The organism is Vallitalea okinawensis (genome assembly GCF_002964605.1).
Classification (GTDB): Bacteria; Bacillota; Clostridia; order Lachnospirales; family PQDH01; genus Vallitalea_A; species Vallitalea_A okinawensis.
The window spans coordinates 132789-154780 of sequence record NZ_PQDH01000001.1 but is presented as its reverse complement, the minus strand read 5'-3'; the positions used below and the strand labels follow the sequence as shown (position 1 = coordinate 154780).

At 33.8% G+C, this 21992-nt stretch carries 25 protein-coding genes; 21 read left to right on the top strand and 4 right to left on the bottom strand.

Translation table 11 applies throughout. From position 1 onward, the window contains the following. Positions 1-39: 39 nt before the first annotated feature. From C1Y58_RS00965 to C1Y58_RS00915, 11 genes are all read left to right on the top strand, one after another. A complete protein-coding gene (locus C1Y58_RS00965; RefSeq protein WP_105614121.1) occupies positions 40-600 on the top strand; it encodes a hypothetical protein in 561 nt (186 codons plus the stop codon). 76 nt (positions 601-676) lie between these two features. Then, positions 677-1099, top strand: a complete 423-nt coding sequence (locus tag C1Y58_RS00960; protein ID WP_105614120.1) for a hypothetical protein — start codon at positions 677-679, stop codon at positions 1097-1099. A gap of 2 nt (positions 1100-1101) precedes the next feature. Next, the gene (locus C1Y58_RS00955) at positions 1102-1479 is read left to right on the top strand and encodes a hypothetical protein (protein WP_105614119.1); all 378 of its coding nucleotides are present in this window, start codon (positions 1102-1104) and stop codon (positions 1477-1479) included. A 3-nt stretch (positions 1480-1482) separates the two neighbouring features. After that, the gene (locus C1Y58_RS00950; RefSeq protein ID WP_105614118.1) at positions 1483-1899 is read left to right on the top strand and encodes a hypothetical protein; all 417 of its coding nucleotides are present in this window, start codon (positions 1483-1485) and stop codon (positions 1897-1899) included. Beyond that, the gene (locus C1Y58_RS00945; RefSeq protein WP_105614117.1) at positions 1892-2338 is read left to right on the top strand and encodes a hypothetical protein; all 447 of its coding nucleotides are present in this window, start codon (positions 1892-1894) and stop codon (positions 2336-2338) included. Before C1Y58_RS00950 ends, C1Y58_RS00945 begins: the two co-directional genes overlap by 8 nt. Positions 2339-2366: 28 nt before the next feature. After that, entirely contained in the window at positions 2367-3383 is a 1017-nt protein-coding gene (locus C1Y58_RS00940; protein ID WP_105614116.1) for a hypothetical protein, read from the top strand. Positions 3384-3416: 33 nt separating this feature from the next. Continuing rightward, entirely contained in the window at positions 3417-3851 is a 435-nt protein-coding gene (locus C1Y58_RS00935; RefSeq protein WP_157949884.1) for a DUF3592 domain-containing protein, read from the top strand. Positions 3852-3986: 135 nt separating this feature from the next. Next, positions 3987-4949, top strand: a complete 963-nt coding sequence (locus C1Y58_RS00930; RefSeq protein ID WP_105614114.1) for a M23 family metallopeptidase — start codon at positions 3987-3989, stop codon at positions 4947-4949. A gap of 28 nt (positions 4950-4977) precedes the next feature. Next, positions 4978-5673: a hypothetical protein gene (locus C1Y58_RS00925; protein WP_105614113.1), complete on the top strand. Its 696-nt coding sequence runs from the start codon at positions 4978-4980 to the stop codon at positions 5671-5673. Positions 5674-5695: 22 nt separating this feature from the next. Further along, positions 5696-5962: a hypothetical protein gene (locus C1Y58_RS00920; RefSeq protein WP_105614112.1), complete on the top strand. Its 267-nt coding sequence runs from the start codon at positions 5696-5698 to the stop codon at positions 5960-5962. A gap of 6 nt (positions 5963-5968) precedes the next feature. Next, positions 5969-6316, top strand: coding sequence for a hypothetical protein (locus C1Y58_RS00915; RefSeq protein WP_105614111.1), 348 nt, complete (start codon positions 5969-5971; stop codon positions 6314-6316). Positions 6317-6462: 146 nt separating this feature from the next. Here C1Y58_RS00915 and C1Y58_RS00910 read toward each other — a convergent pair whose 3' ends face one another. The 3 genes from C1Y58_RS00910 to C1Y58_RS00900 all read right to left on the bottom strand — a co-directional run bounded on the left by C1Y58_RS00910 (position 6463) and on the right by C1Y58_RS00900 (position 9720). Then, a complete protein-coding gene (locus C1Y58_RS00910; RefSeq protein WP_105614110.1) occupies positions 6463-7476 on the bottom strand; it encodes a uroporphyrinogen decarboxylase family protein in 1014 nt (337 codons plus the stop codon). Between the two features lie 60 nt (positions 7477-7536). After that, positions 7537-8655: a uroporphyrinogen decarboxylase family protein gene (locus C1Y58_RS00905; RefSeq protein ID WP_105614109.1), complete on the bottom strand. Its 1119-nt coding sequence runs from the start codon at positions 8653-8655 to the stop codon at positions 7537-7539. A gap of 150 nt (positions 8656-8805) precedes the next feature. Beyond that, positions 8806-9720 (bottom strand): AraC family transcriptional regulator, encoded by a 915-nt coding sequence (locus C1Y58_RS00900; RefSeq protein ID WP_105614108.1) that lies wholly within the window; start codon positions 9718-9720, stop codon positions 8806-8808. Positions 9721-9962: 242 nt separating this feature from the next. Here C1Y58_RS00900 and C1Y58_RS00895 point away from each other — a divergent pair, with 242 nt between their 5' ends. From C1Y58_RS00895 to C1Y58_RS00860, 9 genes are all read left to right on the top strand, one after another. Next, positions 9963-10787, top strand: a complete 825-nt coding sequence (locus tag C1Y58_RS00895) for an aldo/keto reductase (protein ID WP_105614107.1) — start codon at positions 9963-9965, stop codon at positions 10785-10787. Between the two features lie 184 nt (positions 10788-10971). Continuing rightward, positions 10972-11373, top strand: coding sequence for a putative signal transducing protein (locus C1Y58_RS00890; RefSeq protein WP_105614106.1), 402 nt, complete (start codon positions 10972-10974; stop codon positions 11371-11373). 108 nt (positions 11374-11481) lie between these two features. Beyond that, entirely contained in the window at positions 11482-12828 is a 1347-nt protein-coding gene (locus C1Y58_RS00885; RefSeq protein WP_105614105.1) for an MATE family efflux transporter, read from the top strand. Between the two features lie 131 nt (positions 12829-12959). Then, positions 12960-13085 (top strand): hypothetical protein, encoded by a 126-nt coding sequence (locus C1Y58_RS26965; RefSeq protein ID WP_278286062.1) that lies wholly within the window; start codon positions 12960-12962, stop codon positions 13083-13085. 46 nt (positions 13086-13131) lie between these two features. Then, positions 13132-14175, top strand: coding sequence for a serine hydrolase domain-containing protein (locus C1Y58_RS00880; protein WP_105614104.1), 1044 nt, complete (start codon positions 13132-13134; stop codon positions 14173-14175). A gap of 82 nt (positions 14176-14257) precedes the next feature. After that, positions 14258-15166, top strand: coding sequence for a DUF362 domain-containing protein (locus tag C1Y58_RS00875; protein ID WP_105614103.1), 909 nt, complete (start codon positions 14258-14260; stop codon positions 15164-15166). A gap of 45 nt (positions 15167-15211) precedes the next feature. Next, positions 15212-15910, top strand: a complete 699-nt coding sequence (locus C1Y58_RS00870) for a PrsW family intramembrane metalloprotease (protein WP_105614102.1) — start codon at positions 15212-15214, stop codon at positions 15908-15910. Between the two features lie 109 nt (positions 15911-16019). Continuing rightward, the gene (locus C1Y58_RS00865) at positions 16020-16508 is read left to right on the top strand and encodes a GAF domain-containing protein (protein WP_105614101.1); all 489 of its coding nucleotides are present in this window, start codon (positions 16020-16022) and stop codon (positions 16506-16508) included. 317 nt (positions 16509-16825) lie between these two features. Beyond that, positions 16826-19753 (top strand): insulinase family protein, encoded by a 2928-nt coding sequence (locus tag C1Y58_RS00860; protein ID WP_105614100.1) that lies wholly within the window; start codon positions 16826-16828, stop codon positions 19751-19753. Between the two features lie 31 nt (positions 19754-19784). Here the strand turns inward: C1Y58_RS00860 and C1Y58_RS26670 are convergent, their stop codons facing one another. Then, entirely contained in the window at positions 19785-19946 is a 162-nt protein-coding gene (locus C1Y58_RS26670) for a hypothetical protein (RefSeq protein WP_170311476.1), read from the bottom strand. Between the two features lie 221 nt (positions 19947-20167). On the opposite strand from C1Y58_RS26670, the gene C1Y58_RS00855 reads away from it, so the two are divergent. After that, positions 20168-21964, top strand: coding sequence for a sensor histidine kinase (locus C1Y58_RS00855; RefSeq protein ID WP_105614099.1), 1797 nt, complete (start codon positions 20168-20170; stop codon positions 21962-21964). The last annotated feature ends 28 nt before the right edge of the window (positions 21965-21992 follow it).

The following is a 21992-nucleotide window of genomic DNA, read 5'->3' as shown; positions in this document are numbered from 1 at the left end:
TAATAAATAATTATTTTAATAAAAAAGGAGGCAACATATATGGAAGGCGAATTAGGAGCAGCGGCTAGAATTGCCATAGCATTAATTGTAATAGGAGTTGTAATATCAGTTATCTTTGTAATTTTAGGGTTTACGAGAACCACAACCAATCAAGGAATTACAACGGTCCAAAACTCAATGGATTCTATGCAGTTACAACAGTTTGACGATTATGACCAGCAAGTTATCTCAGGAACCCAAGTATCTTCTACACTTAAGTTATTTGAAGGAAGACCTATTGGGATTATGGTAAGAACAAAGGCAGAAATGGCTGCTAATGGAAGTGACTCTGGTTATAACTATGGTGCAAGATTTGCAAAATCAACAGACGGTACTATTGAAGATAAATACTTTGATGTACCGGCCAAGAATAGCAATGAATCTTGGTACGAGATCAATCTATTCAGTGATAGTAATGGGGTTATGACCTATAACATGGATTACTTAAACACCAAAAAAAGTGGTACAAACGAATACATACGTCCGACAGCAAAATTCTTAGCTGAAATCATCAAGGATCAAACCGGTACTATTGTAGGTATATGTTTTACACAACAGTAGGTTTGTACTGTTCAGAGTTCATAGGTGGACTAACCTGTGAGCTCCATAGAGTACAAATAGTGAGAGGAGGATTGCTATGAATGAATGGACAGAAGCTATCTGGCTTGGAGTAAGTGCTCTAATAACAGCCATGGTACTTTCATTTGCAACCATGTTAGGAGCATCAGTACGTCATGTTTCACGTATACAGCAAGAAGAAATTAATGCCATTGAAATTGTCAAAGAACATAGAAAGTACAATAAGTATGATGGCACATCTGTATATCCACAAGACATTGTATCCTTAGTATTGGAGACAAGAGGAAATCCGGCAGTATGGGTAGATGATGAAGATAATACAAATGTTAATTATATATATATGTGGGATACAACTTTACCTAAAGAAAATTGGCAAGCTAGCTACTTTACTTCCTTACTTCCATTAACAGGGTCCTATGAATCTTCATTAGTAAAGGATGCAAATGGTGCAGTTTTAAGGTTTGAGTTTAGGAGGGAATAAGTGTGGAAAATGAAATGAGTATGAGCGTTATGGTAGTCATCCAACTTCTTGTGGTTTCATTTGTCATTGGCAGTATAGCCCTTTTTACAACATTAGGAAATAATCTTGGTAGGGCATCATTACAAAATATTGATGATATTCATGCCTCAGCTTATGGATCAGAGCTTTTAGCTATAAGTGATTATGATCGTCCCTTACCTTCAGCCTCTGTTTATGTCGTTCTTGAGAAGAATCGAGGAAATATTGGTAGTATTTCCGGAAGTGTTGATGATATAACAATTAATTCCATTGATGATCTTAGCCGATTATATAATAGAAAGGTTAAATGCATTGTCACGGAACAAGATAATAAGTTTATAGTGGTGATTGAGGAGGGATAGAACATGAGTGATGATGCTTTTGATTTTGTTATCTTGATGTGTGTTTTAGTTATATTTGTACCGATAATGGTAACTTATTCGGTACCTTTATTAAAAGGCGAAGTAGGAGGTTTTGACACCCAGATAGAAAAAACAGCTCTAAAAACATCAGGAGAAATCATACCCCATAAGCGTGAAATGACTACAGCCGATGTCTTATTAATGTTAGTTATTGCTGATCGGTATACACCAGAACCTAAAAATTTGCAGATTAATATTAATGCACCAAGTAATGAGATCATTCTTGATGATAATTTTCTCTATAATAAAAGAGAAGGAATTCAAATAGCTTATGCTGCCATGCCTAATACAGTGCCCATTCAATTAAAGTTATATGTTGGTGAAAATGGCATGCGAAAGTGGGTAGTTGAAGATGAGTGATATTTTATCCAAGTTTCTTGGTGTTATATTAGCCTTTATCTTGTTAGCTGGTGCACCTATCACTATTCATACATTATCCAGTGATTTAACGATGAAAAGGGGTGTCATGAATGAGATGACTAACTTTATAGATAAAGTGACGGATACTGGGAAAATAGCAGACGTTGAATTAGCTGATTTTTATCTAGCTTCCTCTTCTTATGGTGTAGCAATGGACGTGGAGATTAAAAGGTATGTTAGAGTTATCAATCCTGATGGGGCGGGAGGTACATACACAACTTATACAAGAAGTGATAACATTAGCAGCTGGAACCAAGGAGACATTATTCAAGTTACAGTTAAAGCCATCGATTGGAGCAGTAGTCAAAGAATAACATGGCAGTTGCTGAGAATCACGCAGCCAAAGTTTGAAACAACACTAGCTGGTATGGTCCGCTAATGGCAAATCCAATTAAGGAAGGTGAACAATGAAGAGAACATTTGGCATAGTGATCATGGTTTCCTTAATCTATGTGGCTGCATTAATAATGGGTTACTTACACTATACATCGAAAGAGATACAAGAGATTGAACAGTTAAGGCTGTCTTATGCAGTTGATTATGCTTCTGATGCAGCAGTACAGGCAATGTTATCAACAGGCAATCTGGATATGGATTATTCAGATCATAAAAGTTTGAATGTAGATCCTAGTTTAGCATTGGATACCTTTATCGATGTTTTCTGTTTCAATTATGATATTGGTCTAAGCCAAGAAAATAAAATGCTTATAAAACTGAATTATATACCGATTGCTGTAGTAGCAACATATGATGGTTATTATTTAGCACAGCCAGAACTTGTAGGTAACCAAGTTAATTATCCTGAGAACCCTATCCAAGATGGTGACTGGGATCTGATATTTGGTATGAAGATACCCTATACTTATAGTTATAATAATGTCCATTATGCTTTAAATATGGGAATGGATTATGCTGTGATGTTATCAGCAAATCAGGGATTACAGCGTTATAACGGGATGCCTCCCAGCGACAGTGGAAAGCTATCACGGGAAGAAGGATTTTATATCATCAATAATAATATATCAATGGACATGACCTATGCTATCGATAAGGCGAATGAGACTCGTGGTGAATGGACCAACTCATTTTTTATCCCCAATCAAGTAACGACCTTTTCAGGAGCCAATCCAATACAAGGTCCCTCTTTCTTGGTCCTTGTACAGAATCTAGATTTAACAACACCAAGACCTATACATGCCTTTACTATTGCTGGGTCAAAAATAGATTATTCCAGGTCAGTAGTAGGATATGAGGTGAATGGTACACCATATTATTGTTATGCAGATAGGCAGCATCTAATTGCTAAGGCACATGGTGTGGCAGAGACGGCTGTAATCATAAAGAACATGTACAGTTCACCAAAAATAGCAGCAATTAATCAGTTTTATTTTGATACATTTGTTGATGCCTATATAGAAGAATGAAGAAATAATGTTATGAATGAAAGGAAGAAAGTGATGAGAAAAGTATTTGCAGTATGTTCTTTAATTTTTGGTTTAATAATTTTAAGTTTTACAATCTATATGATTTATGAACGAATTGATACAAGAAGCAATCTAGCTACAACAGAAGGCATGGTAGTGAACTATAAAAAGGAAGTGGAATCATCAGGAATAAGACGTGGTGGAAGCACAACTAATCGTTTTATTATAGCAGAATACGAAGTAGATGGTGAGACCTACTTCTGTAAACTAAGAACAGATAATGGTCAAATGGATGAAATTGATAATGTTGTTTATGAGGTAGGAGATTCTATTACTGTGCAATACAATACTAAAGATCCTGTAAGAATACTGGATCCAAATGAGACAGGTCTATTTTTTATTATGAAGATTGGGGTTTCGTTATTTTTAGCCGCTATAGGGTTCTTGTTTTATTATGCTTATAAATAAAAGGAGTGTAAGATGAAGAAAGGTATTGGATTGTTTGGTTTGGGAGCAGGGATTTATGTCATTAGAAAGGGATAGGCAGTCTTGAAGCAGTAGTAGGTGGAAAGAAATATTGCTTTTAAAAAGGTGATACGTTTTATGAGAAAGAAGAGCATAATAAAGTCAATGATTGTTATCATTCAAATTGTATATTGTACAACCATCTGTCATGCACAAGATGCTTCTGTATTATTAAGAATTTATGGATTCGATACCACAGAGAGTATAGAGATTGAAGAGCAACGGTTGATTAAAGCACAAAAAGAATACTCGGATGTACTTATTGATATGAATAGCATAAAGATGCTTAGTGTTGCTTCAGATCTGTATCAACAACAATATAAAGATTTTGTTAATCAGGTTGATCAGGAAATTGAACAATTAAGGTTAGAATTAGCCAATATACAAGAGCTAATGGAATTAAACCGAGAAAAAGATGTGGACTATTTACTTGAACTGGATGTTAAGTATAGAAGCATCTTTACACAATTGGAAAAGAAACTTAATGATCGAGAGTTATGGAAGGAGCACATGACCCAAAATCAAGTGGAAAATGATATTCAACCTGTTGACGAAGTACAACTTTCACTGGTAGAAAAAAAACTAATTGAGCAAAGAGGTCGATATGAAATGGCAGCCTCCTATGCTGAATTAGGTGATATTGATCATCTGAAACATCCATTAAATAATACCTATACAATATCATCTCCTTTTGGATGGCGGCTAGATCCCATCACAAAGGAGGCAAATGAACATCATAATGCTGTAGATTTAGTGGCAACTATGAATACTGAAGTCTTATCAAGTTTTCACGGTACGGTGGAAAAAGCTGCTTTCGATGAAGGTCTTGGCTATTATGTCATCATCAATCATGGACAAGGTATAAAAACACTGTATGGTCATTTGAATTCTTATGTGGTAGAGGAAGGGCAAGTAGTGCAACAATATGAGGTTATTGCTTTTTCGGGGAATTCGGGTCTGCTAAGTACTGGTCCTCATCTGCATTTTGGTTTGTACATCAATGGGTTACCTGTAGACCCAACAATACTTTTGAACAAATAAAAACTGATTCGCTAGAAAGGAGATAAACATGTTAGTAATGTCCTTAGAAAGATATTTGCCAACAACAGTAAATACCATAGTACTTCAAGAAGATAATATCTATTTTTATATGCATAGAAGTATCTATGATAAGGCATTGATACTGGCCGATCAACATACATTAGAGAGCCTGATAACATTAGTTGATCCAAAATCAAACCATGAAACGATACAATGGTTTTACGAAAAGGCACCTCAACCCCTTAACATCTTAGCACCTTATATTGGTCTCGTTGAAGGTGATATTCACAGAGATATGGAAGAATGCTGTGGTGTATTACATGCTATCTGTGCAGCTCTTGATATAAGGAGATTAATCACTCAACCAAAAGAATTACGTCAGTGTATATCCTTCTCACTTTCAGTTAAAGAAGAATATCAGATGGCGTGGGAAGTTTTCTTTATGACCGCTATACCATATGCCAAAAGAAGTATGTTGATCCAACAAGCCAATCCCCTTAGTAAACCTTCTGTAGTATATGAAGGACTTAATCAGCAAGAAATTCCCAGGAATTCGGATTGGGTAGAGATGTCACAAGGTGTAATTTATAATCATGTTACAGGTGAAACACGCTTCAGTGATGCTGATCATAAAAAAACTACCCCGATTAGTGAACATGATGATGTTCTCGTGCAACAAGAAGACGAAGAAAAAGATGAAGTGAAAAAGCTGCTTAATTTTTGAAAGCTACTAAGGAGGAAGCCTAATGACAGAAGAAGTATTATGTTGCGCTATTGAACTTGAAAAGATGGATGTAATTATTGAAGAATTAGACGAACTGAGTCATTTGACCACTTCATTCAAAGAGACAGTAGATAGGGAAAATGAAAAACTAGATTTAACATTTCTCAAAACAATTGTTTCAGCAGTGAATGAAATTGGAGAAAATATACATCGACTACATGAAGATTCTAAGCAGGTCAAGATATCTCTCAGGTCGTATAAAAATGATAATACTAGAGGGAAGGAGTAATGAACGATGGGAGGTAAAACAAAAATTTTAGATTCTCAATCCCTTAGCCTGCTCTATGAAGAGAATGTATCCTATTCGTCAAAATTTCAAGAGAGGTTCCAGAAAGTACAAAGTGAACTCAGTACCCTGCATGATTTGTATTCTAAGGCTCAGTTTGATGGAGAGAGAGAACAAGCAACAGTAGAACATATCAATAACTTAATAAGTTCTGCTAAAGTATTAAAAGAAATTTTTCAAAGGAATAGTACTTATATAGACGAAAAGCTTTCTCGAGTTACACAATCTAAAGAACGTTTTAATAAAAAAGAGGAATCTTTAAATTCTTCAAATAAAGATATGATTCTTAATAGGTAAGATTAATGATATCAAATAGGTGATTAAGTAGGGCTGTATTGATTCTCAGACAGCCCTATTGTTAGATAATAATAGTTACATAACAGCGTATATAAAGTGTAATAAACAATTAGATTCAGTAAGCAGGTGATAAAGTGTACAGTCACTTATTTAAATAATTTATTCCATGTATCGTATGTTGTGTAAACATTCTCAGGTTTTGCTCCAGCTCCAAATTCTAACTGAGCAATACAGCCCCCGTTATGCCATAGTTTTTCTTTAATTTCTGTAACAGCTTCTTCTACTTCTTGTGTAGTACCACGTGCAAGAAGGTATTGACGATCCATTTCACCCCAAAATGTGATATGACCTTTAAATTGTTTAAGTTGATCAATACCCATACAAAAAATCTGTGAGTTAATGGCATCCAACCCCAGATCAATTAAATGAGGATAGATATCTAAAATGTAGCCATCAGAGTGCATGAATATTTTCTTGCCGTGTTGATGAGCGATATCAATATAGTCTTTGTACAAGGGTTTAAAGATTTCCACCCACATCTTAGGATTAATTAGTAAGCTGTTTTGTGCCCCCCAATCATCCATAATGCTTAATGCATCTACATCGGTTTGAGCCCATTTGGTTAACAGCCTACAATAGAAATCATGCATTTCTTCTATAAAGCCAAACATTTTTTTTGGTCGCATCATGAGATCTATGTATAGATTTTCTGTACCACGTATGAATTGCAATCTCTCAAAAGGTCTAGGGCAACAACCAGCCATTAAGAATTTACTGGATTTATTACAATAAGCATTGATTTTATCTTGATTAATGGTAAGCCATTCTTCAGGTATGTTAATATGCTTTGCATCTGCCCAGTCATCTTCTTTGACTAAGGGTTCTTTTACTTCACCAATAATTCCTTTCTGTTTATTAATGAATTTGCAACCCCATTCATCAACATATTCTCCAATCTCATAAGGATTACCTTCAGTGTGAGGCTGTTTTTCGTGATATCCTGGAGGTCCATCAAAATCTGTTGGAAAATCTTCTTCAATTCTTTTGACCTCCTCTGGATAATGATCATCTGCCCAAGGGAGTTTCCATAATTGACGAGGTGCTCTTATGGGATTTTCAAAGTTTAATGTCTTATAAACCAGTTCTCTAGAATTTAGCATAATCATTCCTCCACAATAATTAATAAAGATTTTAATACCTATTTGAATACATGATAATTTTTAATCATTGTATTTACCATACTTATTGACTAGTTCACTTACACGCTTAATTCTTTCAAAACTTGCATGGGGAGGCACTTCATCAGCAACCCCCAAAACGTATCGAGGTTCTTTTTTCATGACATCTAATACTCGTATGACATATTCATCAAATTCTTGGTCACCAATATGATCAGTGAAGTATACACCTGGCAAGCCACCCCATATGATGGTCTCATTCTCAACCCAATTATGCAGATCTTCAATGGGAATATCACCAACAGGAGCTGGTGTTAACGCTTCTAAAACAGTAAATCCTGTTGAAGATAATTCACTGATTAAACCTTTCATAGTTCCATCAAGGTGAACAAATGAAAATTTACCAGCCTCTTTTATTTTTGTAACCCATTTTTCATGATAATCACGCATATATTTTTCAAAATTTGTCTTACCTACTACTTCTGAAGATATATTTTCAGGTATCATGATGCATTCATTAGATGATTGCAGAGTAATTTTAGCAGCCTCATCATGTTTTCTCTCCATTGATTTCATTAAGGTGTCAAATTGATCCGGTGCATCTAACTGCATATAGATAACAGATTCAATACCTGCGCGTAAGGCTACCATTTCCATAAAAGGACTTTTAGGTTGATAACACAAATGGATACCTTGATTACCTATTACACGACTCCTTTTTTTAACAAGATCATGGCTGGGTTTATAATATATACTTTCATACAAATACTCAAAGGCCTTTAAATCTAGATGATTTTTTATTAGATGTTCTTTAATAGCCCAGCAATAACTCTTTGTCATGTATTCATTAACCTCTCTTAATGTACCATAAGGTGTTTCATATTCAGTTATCATGAGGTTATCTTTTGATGTATGACTAACTTTAACACCATCATACTTTGTTTCAAATGGAAAATAGCCTTGTAGATAAAATCCAACGCTAAGATCTTTATGAAGTTCTATTAAGTCTTTATCTGTAAATGAATCATTTGTTTGATATTTTTTTGGCATCAAATGATCGTCATTTAAATAAGCTATCCAATATGCTAAATCACCTAGCCAAGGAACTACATCTGGTTTTTTATGATTGAGTACTGATAAAACTCTTTCCCTTATATTCATAATAACTCCCCCTCTGCAACTTAAAAATCTACTTCCAATAATTATTATTATAAATAAATAAAATTTTTTATTGAGCAAAAAACTATCATATAAGAGTAAAAAAATTGCATATTAGTACAAAAAAAGCTCCCATGAAGGAAGCGGTTATTACTACTCATTTAATTCAGTTTTATTTTTTTGCATATCTCGTGGCAATAGACCATAATAATTTCTAAAAACTTTGGAAAAATAATTTTCATTCTTAAAGCCTACTTCCCAAGCTATTTGAGTTATTGTTTTATTAGTAGTCATTAATAAAATTTGGGCTTGTTTCAATTTTGCTTCCGTTATGCACGTATTGATAGTCTTATGGATATACTTATTAAATAATCGGGATAAATGGCTATAGCTTAAATAGACGGAATCGGCTACGTCATGAACATTAATGGTTTGATAATTAGTATCGATAAAATCTAAAGCCATATTCACTACGTTATGATCAACCGTTAAGTGATCTTCTTCTATGTTGGATTGAGAGTCGTCATTCATGTAAAAATTAAGTATACTTAATAACAGCTGGCAGAAACTGAGTTTCAACTCAAGTTCAGTTTGATTATTTCTAGCCAATTCTAATAAATTCTTAATGGCAAGATGAACTTGACCATTGTCCGATACAGGTCTTGAGGATGCTTTTTCAAAATTATTGATTTTTCTAAACCAATTTTTATGGATATCTTTTTTTTCACTTCGACTGAATTCCCATCGGATAGATATAGCATTATAAGTGCAATTTTCAGCTACATGATGTGTATGATAAACACCTTTGGGCAGCATATAAAACTGACCTTCCTTAACTCGAAATTCTTTGCTATTAGCCGTAATAGTCATATTATTTCTTATTGCATAACTGTATTCAAAAAAGGAATGGCGATGCTTTTTAATGTAGAGCTCTCCCTCAAAATAGTTAAAGTGAATACCTAATATTTTTATCTTAGCGTCATTAATAACCACATCATCAAAAATAATTTTATTTAGATTTTTCTTTATTATAGATAGCTCTTGATCACTGTAATCAAAGAATACCATACTTTTCCCCCGTCATAAAATAATAACTTTATAACTATTTTATCATAGAATAATAAAAAATAATAAGTTATAAATATTTAGGAGATTGAAAATAAATATGAAAGAGAAACATATAAAGTAGTAATGTGATTTGAATCAGCTAAAATTGCTACTTGATAATAGTGGTTATTATGTTATAATGATTATTAATAAATTGTAATCATAGATAGGGATTAACAAAGAATATAAAGAGGTGAATGATTATGCAACCATTAGGTGAGAAAGTAATACTTAATAATGGGGTGAAAATGCCAAGTTTTGGGTTAGGAACCTTCAAAGTAACAGATGAAAAAGAGTGTATTCAAGCTGTTAGTTATGCTTTAGATATAGGTTATAGACACATTGATACTGCATCAATCTATGGTAATGAGTTAGCAGTTGGTAAGGGTATAAAAGAAAGTTCAGTAAAAAGAGAAGATATTTTTTTGGTAAGTAAATTATGGAACAGTGATCAAGGGTACGACTCTACATTAAGAGCTTTTGAAAAGACACTGAAGAAATTAGATACGGATTATCTTGATATGTACTTAATTCATTGGCCCAAACCTTTTAATATTGAAACTTGGAAAGCTATGGAGAGATTATACGATGAAAAAGTTATTAAGGTTCTTGGCGTAAGTAACTTTAAAATGTATCATCTTGAGGATTTAATGGCTTATACAAATATCAAACCTGCTGTTAATCAAGTTGAATATCATCCTTGGTTTATTCAAAAGGAAGTTCATGAGTTCTGTCAACTTCATAAAATTCAGCTTGAAGCCTGGGGACCATTGATGCAAGGGAAGATTTTTGACATTCCATTGATGAAAGAGTTATCTGAAAAATATAATAAGACCATAGCACAAATAGCTTTGCGGTGGGATTTACAAATGGGTGTTGTAACAATACCTAAATCTACAAGACCTGAACGTATTAAGTCTAATGCAGAGATATATGATTTTGTAATAAGTGATGAGGATATGAAACGTATAGGAGAATTAAATATTAGTAAGAGAATTGGACCAGATCCAGATAGTATTAATTTTTAGGAGTGTATGGAGCACTCCTTTTCTAACGTACAAGTTAATGTCAAAGACGTATGGGAGCTACTTTTGATAAACCATTCATCTAATTGTTGAAAATGGTAATGATTAATAATGTGTGTTATAATAGTCATAATAATACAGTAAATCATCATGAAATGATGTTTCACAGATGATGGGAGAGAATGAGATGGAAGATAAAAAAGTGTTAATGACTGTATCGGATATGAATGAAGCCAATATCATAAAAGCTCGATTAGAGTCCTTTGGTATACCAACTGTGGTTTTAACGAAGAGCCCGGGGGATGCAGGACATGTTTATATGAATAAATCCATCTCTGGCTATGATGTTATTATTCGTGAATCTGATTATGTAGAAGCAAAAAACATCATTGATATGCAATACAATGAAGAGGAATTGAATCATATTATTGATGCATTGAATTTACAAGAAGATGACTCAGAGCATAAGGCTATGTTTGATAGAAGAAAGAAATTCATGGTATGGATACTGATCTTTGTTTTTGGTATTCCAATTCTCTTTTACTTATTCACACAACTCCATATGTTCGCGGAGTTGTTTACGAAGTAGAATGATGGTATACATATCAATAAAGAAAATAGGAGGCATCAAAATGGTATATGCGGATTTTAATACCCTTCTTATTTAGTTATTACAAATAAGAAGGGAGTTTTGATAGTGACCATAAAAGGCCACAAAAATTTAATAAAAGAAGTTTTACAGATGGGATTGCCTCTGGTTCTTAATACTTTAACAGCAACGATTATTACCTTAGTTGATCAAGCGATGGTTGGACATATATCCATTGAAGCTTTTGGAGCAGTGGGATTAATTGGAGCAGTCATCAATAGCATAACGGGTGTACTAGGGATGAGCGCTGTTGCCTTTAACATACAAGGAGCCAAATTAAAGGGTGAGAAGGATGAGCAAGGTCTTAATCATCTCTTTTGGGTTAGTATTACCATAAGTTTACTCTGTGGATTAACGAGCTTTGGTATATGTTTTATATTTGGAGAAAGCATCATTGAAGTATTGTTTGGAATATCTGAGACATTACTGATTAAAGCCACATCCTATCTATCTATTTTTTCCTTGTCAATAGGTTTGAATATGCTTATCTTCACTTTCTCAGCTTTTCTAAAGATTATGAACAGAACCAAGTATATTTTCTTGGGTAATTTAGTAGCTAGTTTATGTAATCTAATTTTAGACTATATCTTGATATTTGGGAAGTTTGGTCTAGAGCCTTTAGGTGTTAGGGGTGCTGGTATAGCGTCTATTGTATCAATCAGTATCAACTTGCTAATCATGATTCCAGCCATTAAGCGTACTGGGATTATTCAAAATGCTTGCAGTAGTATAAAGGTATTCCTGGTGTATCTTAAAAGTCTTTTCCATATAGCACCAGCATTGATGGCTCAAGAGTTGATGGAGTACACCTTTTTTACCATCGTTTTGAACAGAATATTAGCCTCAAATGGTGTAGTGGCTTTATCAACCTATTCATTATTATTCAATGTATTCAGCCTTCAATTAATGCCCATGTATGCCTTCGGCTCTGTAGCTATGACAAAAGTAAGTGAACATAGAAAAGATATTACTTTGGTCAAGGTGATTCCCAAAATTTGCTTAGCTATATCAATTAGCATAGGACTAATCCTTGGTATGTTGATTGTATGGCAGCAAAATCTTATCCTGCAGCTTTTTACTGACGATAGTAGCTTGGTGGAGAATGCCTCAGATTATTTAATATTAGCTTGTTCAGTTTATGGATTAACAAACTTACAGCATATCTATCAGGCTGGATTACAAGGTATAGGTGATGAGAAATGGGTTTTCATTGGAACGACGGTGAGTAGTTTATTGACCATTGTAGTTATTCGATTATTGAGTTGTTTCCCAAGTGAAGTGCTGACCAGTGTCTATTTAGGATTAATGTTTAATCAGATTCTTTTATTGATCATCATGAAGAAACGTTTTTATCGTCATGTAAATGGGATGATGAGTAGAATGATGACGATATAAGTATCATACATGATAAAAAAGCCTTCTCAATGAGCTGGCTTTTTTAATTATAATTAAAGTTTATCTACCTTTAAGAAGAAGTATAATTTATGATAATGATAGAACTTTAGAAAGATAGGGGTATTGGTGAAGTGGATAAATATTTCAATCGTATAGGCAGTGTACGGCCAATAGAGTGGTATACAGGTTTTATGGACTATTATGCATCCAGAGAGGATATGGGACATACAATGAAAAGAAGATTAATGTTATTTTAATAGAATAGATGGATTAGTATTTTGAACAGAAAGAGGAGAATTGAGTATGAAAGAACTAGTCAATATATTAGATAATAAATATGAAGATGAAAGTTTTAGTGGCGTGGTGGTTATTCACCAAGATAATAAGGAAATCTTTAGTATGGCTGGGGGTTATGCTAACCGCAGTTTTAAGGTTCCTAATCAAGTAGAGACTCGATTTCGAATTGCTTCAGTAGGTAAGATGTTTACAGCTGTAGCAGTTTTACAATTAATCGAAAAGGGTCTTATTAACCTTGAAACAAAAGTTAGGGATTATCTTCAGTTAGAGGATACTAAGATATCAAAAGATGTTACCATTAGGCATCTTCTTAACCATAGTTCAGGTATAGCAGATTACTGTGAAGAAGCTGATGGGGATGAAGCTTGGGAGCTTCTTTGGAAAGAGCGACCTATTTATCATGTTAGAGTCTTAAAGGATTATTTGGAACTCTTTAAGGATAAATCAGCGAATTTTCCGCCAGGTGAGAAGTTTAAATACTGTAATGCAGGTTATGTCTTACTGGGGTTAGTGATCGAGAAAGCAGCCCAAATGGACTATTTTGAGTATGTTAGAAAGAATATTTTTGAGGTTCTTCAAATGAAGGACACTGATTTTATACATTTGGATCATGTTGTAGAAAATGTTGCAGAAGGTTATGAATTAATGGACCATGGGTGGGAACGTAATATTTATACTGCTACGCCTGGACCAGGACCTGATGGAGGAGCTACATCAACAGCAAAAGATTTATTAGTCTTTATTAAAGCACTACAAAAAGGTCAACTGATTAATGAGGAATTGACAAATATGATGCTATCACCACAAATAATTGATGAAGAAGGTGACGGTTTTAAAGGCTACAAATGGCGTTATGGATTTGCTAATTATATCCTTTTAGATGAGGAAGATAGAGTAGTCAGAGGTGGGCATACTGGTGAAGAATACGGTGTTAGTTGTCGTATCTATTATTACCCTGAGAAAAACATAGATGTAGCCATAGTAGGTAACATAGGATTTTGTGCTGGGAAATTAGGCTGGGAGATTCATGATTGCATTATGAATAAATAAAGCCGACTCCCATACATAAAAAAAGATTCGCCTTCAAAGACTAAAGTAAAGAAAAATACTTTAGTTTTTGGAGGTTTTGTTTATGTTACGTAAGAGAAAAAGAATTACTCCTGATGTTGCTATTACAAGAAACTTTGATGAAGGGCAAGCTGTGCAAGAAGGATTAAAATTGATTAACGCTGATAATTTGATTAATGAACAAGATGTTGTTGTCATAACACCTAATTGGGTCAATGATAAAAAACAGCATGAAAAAAGTGGAATAGTTGTTGGACCTCAGACATTTCAAACCCTTATCCAATATGTAAAAGGTAGAAATCCAAAAAGAATTGTTATAGCATGTGGATCAGGTGGTGGAGACACACCTCAAGTCATGACGAATGTTGGCTATGATAAAATTATTCAGCAAGAAGGTGTTGAGTTCATTGATCTAAATGTGGGACCTTATATGGACTTACCTTTAAATTACGACATATTTCCAAGTACTAAGATTAATCAATTGCTTAATGAAACTACAGTTCTTATATCTTTTACTCAATTAAAACATCATGAAGAAGCTACTATGTCTGCTAGTATTAAGAACATGGCCCTTTCTTGGCCACCTACTGAAATACATGGTACACCTAAAAAGGATTTAGGTATTCATACCCATTTGCATAACTTTATCAGAGCTATGGCAGAACAAGTACCTATCGATTTAGCTATTGTTAGTGCTAATCCGGTAATGATTGGAACAGGACCTACTAAAGGAACTGCTAGGCATACAGGATTAGTTATTACTGGAACAGATGCTGTAGCGGTGGATACAATTGGAGCTAGATTTCTTGGATATAAACCACAAGGCGTTAATTATTTATTTCAATGTGTCGAAAAACAGATTGGAGAGTATGACCTTAATAAAATGAACCTTGTTGGCTTAACCATTCAAGAGGCTGAAAGATTCTTTAGTGAAGCTGTTTATGGAGATCAAGTGATCGTAGATGCCAACTAGTGCTCCTTGGAGTCAATATACCAAGGGGTACCGGAAGGAGAACACATGGAAGTATTGGAGTTACTGGTAGTTGCAATAACACCAGGGATTGCACTAAGCTTAGCATTATACTTAGCTGACCATTATGATAAGGAACCATTTAAGTATCTAGTTATTGTTTTTATATTAGGCTGCTTTTCAACATTTCCAAGTGTTTTTTTTGAGCAACTTATAGCCAGATTAAATGTATTTCAGGGTTGGTTGGGGATGATGTTTGCAGCATTTATTGTTGTAGCGTTAGTAGAAGAGTATATCAAGAGAGCCGTCGTTTATTATAGCGTTTATCATTCAGGAGCTTTTAATGAAAAACTTGATGGGATGATTTATTGCTCTTTTGCATCGTTAGGGTTCGCAACAATTGAAAATATCATTTATGTTGTATTTCGTTACCCGTATATCCCAGGGTTAGGATGGTATCGTGCTTTTTTATCTGTTCCAACTCACATGCTATATGCCATAACCATGGGGTATTATATGTCTTTGTCTAAATTTACTGATGATGAAAAGAAAAAGCGTCAATATAAAAGGAAATCTTTGTGGATACCTGTTATATTACATGGTGTGTTTGACCTTATATTGATGGTTAATAATCCTAAGTCAACTCTAGTCTTTGCTGTTTTTTTAGCATACTTATGGATAATGAATATAAGAAAATTAATGGTATTCTACAAGGATTCAATGATGAAGCAGAAAGGCATAGAGTGAAAATTCTTTTGACACAATAAAAGCAGCGTGTTAAGATTTTACTGATATCCTCATTGCCTTCCAATGGAAGGCAATGAATCAGTTAACTGACAAGAAGGAGGTAAAACTTATGTTTGATCATACATCCATTGATTCGGATAATAAGAAGCAGTTTTATGAGCAATTAATTCTACGTATAAAAGGCATCATGGAAGGTGAGCGAGATACTATTGCTAATTTAGCCAATGTTGCCAGTGTTTTATATAATCAATTAGAAGAGATCAATTGGGCTGGATTTTATCTACATAAAGAAGATCAACTTATACTTGGACCTTTCCAAGGAAAGTCAGCTTGCATACGTATTCCTTTAGGTAGAGGAGTATGCGGTACTGCAGCAAAAGATAAAGTTACAATGCTCGTTAAAGATGTACATGAATTTCCAGGGCATATTGCTTGTGATGCAGCATCTCGATCAGAAATTGTTGTACCCATGGTCAAAGAAGGCGTTTTACTAGGGATATTAGATATTGATAGTCCTGTTGTACAGCGTTTTGATGAAAGGGATCAAAAGTACATGGAAGAGATTGCAGACATCCTTGTTAAGGGTTGTAATTGGTAATGGATAGATAAGAGAATGAGGCGTATGGAAAGTTGAGTAGGAGCACTTTTCATGCGCCATTACTATTTGCTTATGGAAGTTAACTAGTTTCAGCTTATGTAGACCTTAGATTGACGAAAGCAGAGGGATATGCTAAGATTTAGTTGGAATATAAATCCAATTTAATATCTGAGGACTTAATCAGTAAAGACATGTTAAGAGCAATAAATAAACATACTGCAAGACGTACATAATAAAAGTAAATGTATCCTATATAATATTTGTAAGAACTCATTGCAGAAAATGCAACTTAATCAATCATATAAAGGAGAATGTAAATGAACTTAGAAGTTGAAAAAAGTTATGCCGGTTTTAAACTAGTAGAACAGAAGACTATTGAAGAGATTAACTCCACTGGAAGAGTTTTTGAGCATGAGAAGACAGGTGCTAGATTATTTCATATCGAAAATGATGACGATAATAAAGTATTTTGTATCAGTTTTAGAACACCGCCTGAAGATCACACAGGTTTACCACATATACTTGAGCACTCTGTTTTATGTGGTTCAAGGAAATACCCATTAAAAGATCCTTTTGTGGAACTAGCAAAAGGTTCACTTAATACCTTTTTAAATGCCATGACATATCCTGATAAAACCATGTATCCAGTGGCAAGTAGAAACGATCAAGATTTTAAGAATCTAATGGATGTCTATTTAGATGCAGTTTTTTATCCTAATATTTACAAGCACCATGAAATCCTTAAACAAGAAGGGTGGCATCACGATCTAGATAATCAGGAAGGCGAAGTTACCTATAAAGGTGTTGTTTATAATGAAATGAAAGGTGCGTTTTCTTCTCCAGAGCAAATTTTATTTAGAAATATTCAACAGACCTTGTTTCCTGATACACCATATGCCTTCGAATCAGGTGGTGACCCAGAATTCATACCTGATTTAACTCAAGAACAATTTGAAGCCTTTCATAGTAAATACTATCATCCATCTAATAGTTATATTTATCTCTATGGTAACATGGATATACTTGATAACTTAACTTATTTAGACAAAGAGTATTTAAGTGAGTTCGATCCTATTGATATTAATTCTGAATTACCTATACAAGAACCTTTTAAAGAACCTTCTAGAGAAGTTATTAACTATTCTATAGCTTCAAATGAAACAGAAAAAGATAAAACCTTCTTGAGTTATAATATTGTTATTGGAAATGGTGACCAACCAGAGGTTCACTATACTCTTGATATATTAGAGCACATTTTGTTAGAAACACCAGGAGCACCACTGAAAGAAGCTTTATTACAGGCAGGAATAGGTAAAGATATTTTTGGTTCAGCAGATACTGCTATTAAGCAACCTGCACTAAGCATAGTAGCTAAAGGGACTAACCCAGAAGATGAAGAGAAATTCCTTCAAGTTATTCGAGACACGTTGAAAAAATTAGTTGAAGAGGGTATTGATAAGAAGGAAATTGAAGCAGCTATTAATCTCTTTGAATTTAAGTTAAGAGAAGCAGATTATGGACGATATCCGAAAGGTCTTATGTATGGTATCATTAGTATGAGTAGTTGGTTATACGATGAAGATCCGATGATGTTAATCCAATACAATCCAATCTTTGAAAAGATAAAAACTGCTCTTACATCCGATTACTTGGAAAGATTTATGCAAGAACACCTTCTTAATAATACTCATGCGTCTGTTTTAGTTGTTAAACCTGAAAAGGGACTTAATGCTGTAAAAGAGAAAGAAGTCAAAGATAAATTAGTTAGCTATAAAGAGAGTTTATCCGAAGAAGATATTAAACAGCTAGTTAACGAAACCAACCATCTCAGACAATATCAAGAAGAACCAAGTCCAAAAGAAGATATTGAGAAGATACCATTACTTCAATTAGAAGATATCAATAGGGATGCTGAAAAGTTGGAGTTAAATGTAGAAGCGTTTGAAGACATAACTTTACTTTATCATGAAGATTTCACTAATCTTGTTGGATACGTCAACATGTATTTTGATCTTAATCGCTTAGATAAGGAGTTAATGCCTTACGCTGGCTTATTAGCTAACCTGCTTGGAAAAATTAATACTGAAAAATTGAGCTATGGTCAATTATCTAATGAAATCAATATTCATACTGGTGGTATTAACTTTAGCACCACTGCCTATGGAATCAATGCACAACCGGATGGTTTTGATGCAAAGATGGTTGTAACCTCAAAGGCTTTTTATGATAAGCTACCTCAATTATTCGAGTTATTAAATGATATGATCAATGGAACACAAATTGATGATGATAAACGACTTAAAGAGGTTATTAGTGAAACTAAATCAAGACTTCAAATGAATATGACCAGCAGTGGACATAACGTTGCTGCAATGCGTGCGCAGTCTTATTTTTCTCCATCCTATGCTTGTAAAGATCTATTGCAAGGAGTTGGGTATTACCAATTTTTAGCTGAAATAGAGAGTGATTACGATTGTAAAAAGGATGCAATTAAAGATAACCTTAGAATAGTTAAAGATTTAATCTTTAACCAATCCACTTTAACCGTGGGTTATACCGGTGAAGAAAAAAGTTTGGAAGCATTTAATAGTGAACTAACTGCATTCCTAAAAACACTTAGGAAAATTGAAGAAATGCCTGTTGATCTACACTTTGACTTAATCAATAAAAATGAAGGTTTAATGACATCAGATAAGATACAGTACGTTGCTAAAGCCGGTAACTATATCACTACAGGTCATGAGTATAAGGGAACTATTCCAGTAATGAAAACAATTCTTTCTTTAGAATATCTTTGGGGACGTGTACGTGTTATGGGTGGTGCTTATGGGTGTATGACTAACTTTACACGATCAGGTAACGTCTTCTTTGTTTCGTATCGTGATCCAAACTTAAAAGAAACCTTACAGGCTTATGATGAAGTTTATAATTTCATCAAAGAGTTTGATTGTGATGATCGTGAAATGCTCAAATATATCATTGGTACCATTAGTAGGATTGATGCACCTTTAACACCTTCTATGAAAGGATCAACAGCTATGGATAATTACTTTATGAAAATTAGTCATGAAGATATCCAGCAAACGAGGGATGAGATTCTCGATACACGACCAATTGAAATCCGTAGCTTAGCAGATCTTGTGAAAGATGCCTTAGCTTCAGAATACATTTGCGTTCAAGGGAATGAAGATAAAATAAAAGCTAATGAAGAAATCTTTAACCAAATTATACAGCTATTTGCCTAAATAACGAGAGAGAGGACCTTCGGGTCCTCTTTTAGTCTATTAATTCTTTTGTTGTATTTAGCATGCTGCCACCAAAAGTAATGGATAATATACCCACGGTTAAACCTACAACAATAGATATTATCCCAAGTGTTATACCAGCTGCACCAGCAGACCTTACCTTTTTATAAAGTTTATCACTATATTTAATCATTATAATCTCCTCTCTTTGGTAAAAATTTCATATACTATATCCATTCTATACTATTTTTTTATATATGGCAATAATTTGAGAATACAGCTTTTCTTCTTTTTAAGTTGCATCAATAGAAGCATAATATGGGAGATCATCATGAGGATTCATTGAAAAACATGGGATGGGAATGTATAATAAAAATAGTAATGTTGTAAAAATTATTATTTCATGGTGATTCGATGATAAAGAAATTATGTGATAGAGTACATCAACTTATCTTAAATATGAAAATATATTATAAGCTAATATCATTCATCATAGGTATTGGTATGCTTCCCATTATCATTTTTAGTGTTACATCTTATCAACAAACCCAAAAGCGTATTGAAAGGGAGTTGTTTCAGAGTAGTCAACAATTCTTTAATCAATATGTAGAAGGTATTCAATTTAAGTTAAGTATTTATGAAAATTTAATGTGGGGAATTGCGGTTAATAACACCATTCAAGAAGCGCTATCAGAGGCAGATCAATGGAAGCAAAAAAATGTTACAGAGGTCTATGAAAAGATATCCATGAATGTGAAGACGATGTATCAAACAGGTAAGATCAGTGGTATTTATAATGTTAAGATCTATTCTTTGAACCCCTCATTTCCTAGGGATGGTCATAATGTCTCAAATATAAGTGCTATAGATGAGGAAGTATGGAGAGAAAATATCGATATGGACTCAAAAAAGACAACGACCTTCCATTACCAAGTTCCTCAAAAAGATCAATATGTTGTATCCATTGTATCACCAGTAGTGAACATGAAAAGTAAAACTTGGGAGAGTATTGCCCTACTTAAAATGGATATTATCCTTCAATCACTTTTCGGTATCAATCCTGAGGTGATAGCTCATGAAAAAAATGGTCTATACATATTTGATAACAAGGATGAATTAATGTATTTTGAAGGGGATCAACAATATAAAGATGATGAAATGGATATGATCCGTCAGTTGATGATATCTAAAAGAGAAAATGAGTTTGAGTATGTACTAGATAATGGCGATGTGGTTTTCTATAAAGAGATTAGACCCTATGGGTGGAAGATAGCATTTATAACCCATTATTTTTCTATCTATGAAACCATGGAAGGGGAGAGGAATGGTGTTATTGCCTATGGCGTTATTGCTTCTCTTTTATTAATATTGATTACCATACTATTCTCCAAATTGTTTTCAGCACGAATTCAGATTCTCAACCAAAAAATGCTCAAAGTACAAAACGGTGATTTAGAGATAACTGAAATCATTGAGGGGACGGATGAAATAGGCGAGATTGATGCTGGTTTTAATCGCACGATTGAAGAAATTAAGTCCTTAATTAGGCAAAATTACATACAAAAATTAGAAAAGAGAGAAGCTGAACTCATAGCTCTACAATTTCAAATCAATCCACATTTTTTATATAACACTTTAGAATCAATCAATTACATTGCTGAAATCTATGAGTGCAAAGAAATCTCGATTATGAGTCAAAAACTAGGAGATATGTTCAGGTATAGTCTTAATAAGGATTCAGAAGAGTTTGTTATGCTTTATCAAGAAGAAAATCATATTCGAAATTACATTGATATCCAAAATATCCGCTTTGAGGACAAGTATGAGATCATAACAAATATCAATGAAGATGTTGGAAAATGTAAAGTATTAAAATTTATTTTACAACCCATCGTAGAAAATTCAGTTACCTATGGATTCACAAAAATGAATAAGGGTTATATCAAGATGAATGCTTCTATAAAAGAAGAGCAGCTGATAATCACAGTAGAAGATAATGGTATGGGGATGGAGCAGGATGTATTAGAAAAGATAAATGATTTGATCAATGATATGTCTTTTAATTTAAGCAGTGGATATCAAAAGAGTATTGGTCTACGAAATGTAAACTTGAGGATTAAGATGGCATATGGCAATGACTATGGTATACAAATTGAGAGCAGTAAAGGGAGAGGAACGAGGGTGATTTATAAACTACCTGTATGCTTATAAAGTAAAATACATATACAAATGGGGGGCA

Bases quoted from the DNA above. Each gene is read 5' to 3' on its own strand.
- C1Y58_RS00965 (WP_105614121.1), top strand. From the start codon at position 40: ATGGAAGGCGAATTAGGAGCAGCGGCTAGAATTGCCATAGCATTAATT.
- C1Y58_RS00960 (WP_105614120.1), top strand. From the start codon at position 677: ATGAATGAATGGACAGAAGCTATCTGGCTTGGAGTAAGTGCTCTAATA.
- C1Y58_RS00950 (WP_105614118.1), top strand. From the start codon at position 1,483: ATGAGTGATGATGCTTTTGATTTTGTTATCTTGATGTGTGTTTTAGTT.
- C1Y58_RS00945 (WP_105614117.1), top strand. From the start codon at position 1,892: ATGAGTGATATTTTATCCAAGTTTCTTGGTGTTATATTAGCCTTTATC.
- C1Y58_RS00940 (WP_105614116.1), top strand. From the start codon at position 2,367: ATGAAGAGAACATTTGGCATAGTGATCATGGTTTCCTTAATCTATGTG.
- C1Y58_RS00935 (WP_157949884.1), top strand. From the start codon at position 3,417: ATGAGAAAAGTATTTGCAGTATGTTCTTTAATTTTTGGTTTAATAATT.
- C1Y58_RS00930 (WP_105614114.1), top strand. From the start codon at position 3,987: ATGAGAAAGAAGAGCATAATAAAGTCAATGATTGTTATCATTCAAATT.
- C1Y58_RS00925 (WP_105614113.1), top strand. From the start codon at position 4,978: ATGTTAGTAATGTCCTTAGAAAGATATTTGCCAACAACAGTAAATACC.
- C1Y58_RS00920 (WP_105614112.1), top strand. From the start codon at position 5,696: ATGACAGAAGAAGTATTATGTTGCGCTATTGAACTTGAAAAGATGGAT.
- C1Y58_RS00915 (WP_105614111.1), top strand. From the start codon at position 5,969: ATGGGAGGTAAAACAAAAATTTTAGATTCTCAATCCCTTAGCCTGCTC.
- C1Y58_RS00910 (WP_105614110.1), bottom strand. From the start codon at position 7,476: ATGCTAAATTCTAGAGAACTGGTTTATAAGACATTAAACTTTGAAAAT.
- C1Y58_RS00905 (WP_105614109.1), bottom strand. From the start codon at position 8,655: ATGAATATAAGGGAAAGAGTTTTATCAGTACTCAATCATAAAAAACCA.
- C1Y58_RS00900 (WP_105614108.1), bottom strand. From the start codon at position 9,720: ATGGTATTCTTTGATTACAGTGATCAAGAGCTATCTATAATAAAGAAA.
- C1Y58_RS00895 (WP_105614107.1), top strand. From the start codon at position 9,963: ATGCAACCATTAGGTGAGAAAGTAATACTTAATAATGGGGTGAAAATG.
- C1Y58_RS00890 (WP_105614106.1), top strand. From the start codon at position 10,972: ATGGAAGATAAAAAAGTGTTAATGACTGTATCGGATATGAATGAAGCC.
- C1Y58_RS00880 (WP_105614104.1), top strand. From the start codon at position 13,132: ATGAAAGAACTAGTCAATATATTAGATAATAAATATGAAGATGAAAGT.
- C1Y58_RS00875 (WP_105614103.1), top strand. From the start codon at position 14,258: ATGTTACGTAAGAGAAAAAGAATTACTCCTGATGTTGCTATTACAAGA.
- C1Y58_RS00870 (WP_105614102.1), top strand. From the start codon at position 15,212: ATGGAAGTATTGGAGTTACTGGTAGTTGCAATAACACCAGGGATTGCA.
- C1Y58_RS00865 (WP_105614101.1), top strand. From the start codon at position 16,020: ATGTTTGATCATACATCCATTGATTCGGATAATAAGAAGCAGTTTTAT.
- C1Y58_RS00860 (WP_105614100.1), top strand. From the start codon at position 16,826: ATGAACTTAGAAGTTGAAAAAAGTTATGCCGGTTTTAAACTAGTAGAA.
- C1Y58_RS26670 (WP_170311476.1), bottom strand. From the start codon at position 19,946: ATGATTAAATATAGTGATAAACTTTATAAAAAGGTAAGGTCTGCTGGT.
- C1Y58_RS00855 (WP_105614099.1), top strand. From the start codon at position 20,168: ATGATAAAGAAATTATGTGATAGAGTACATCAACTTATCTTAAATATG.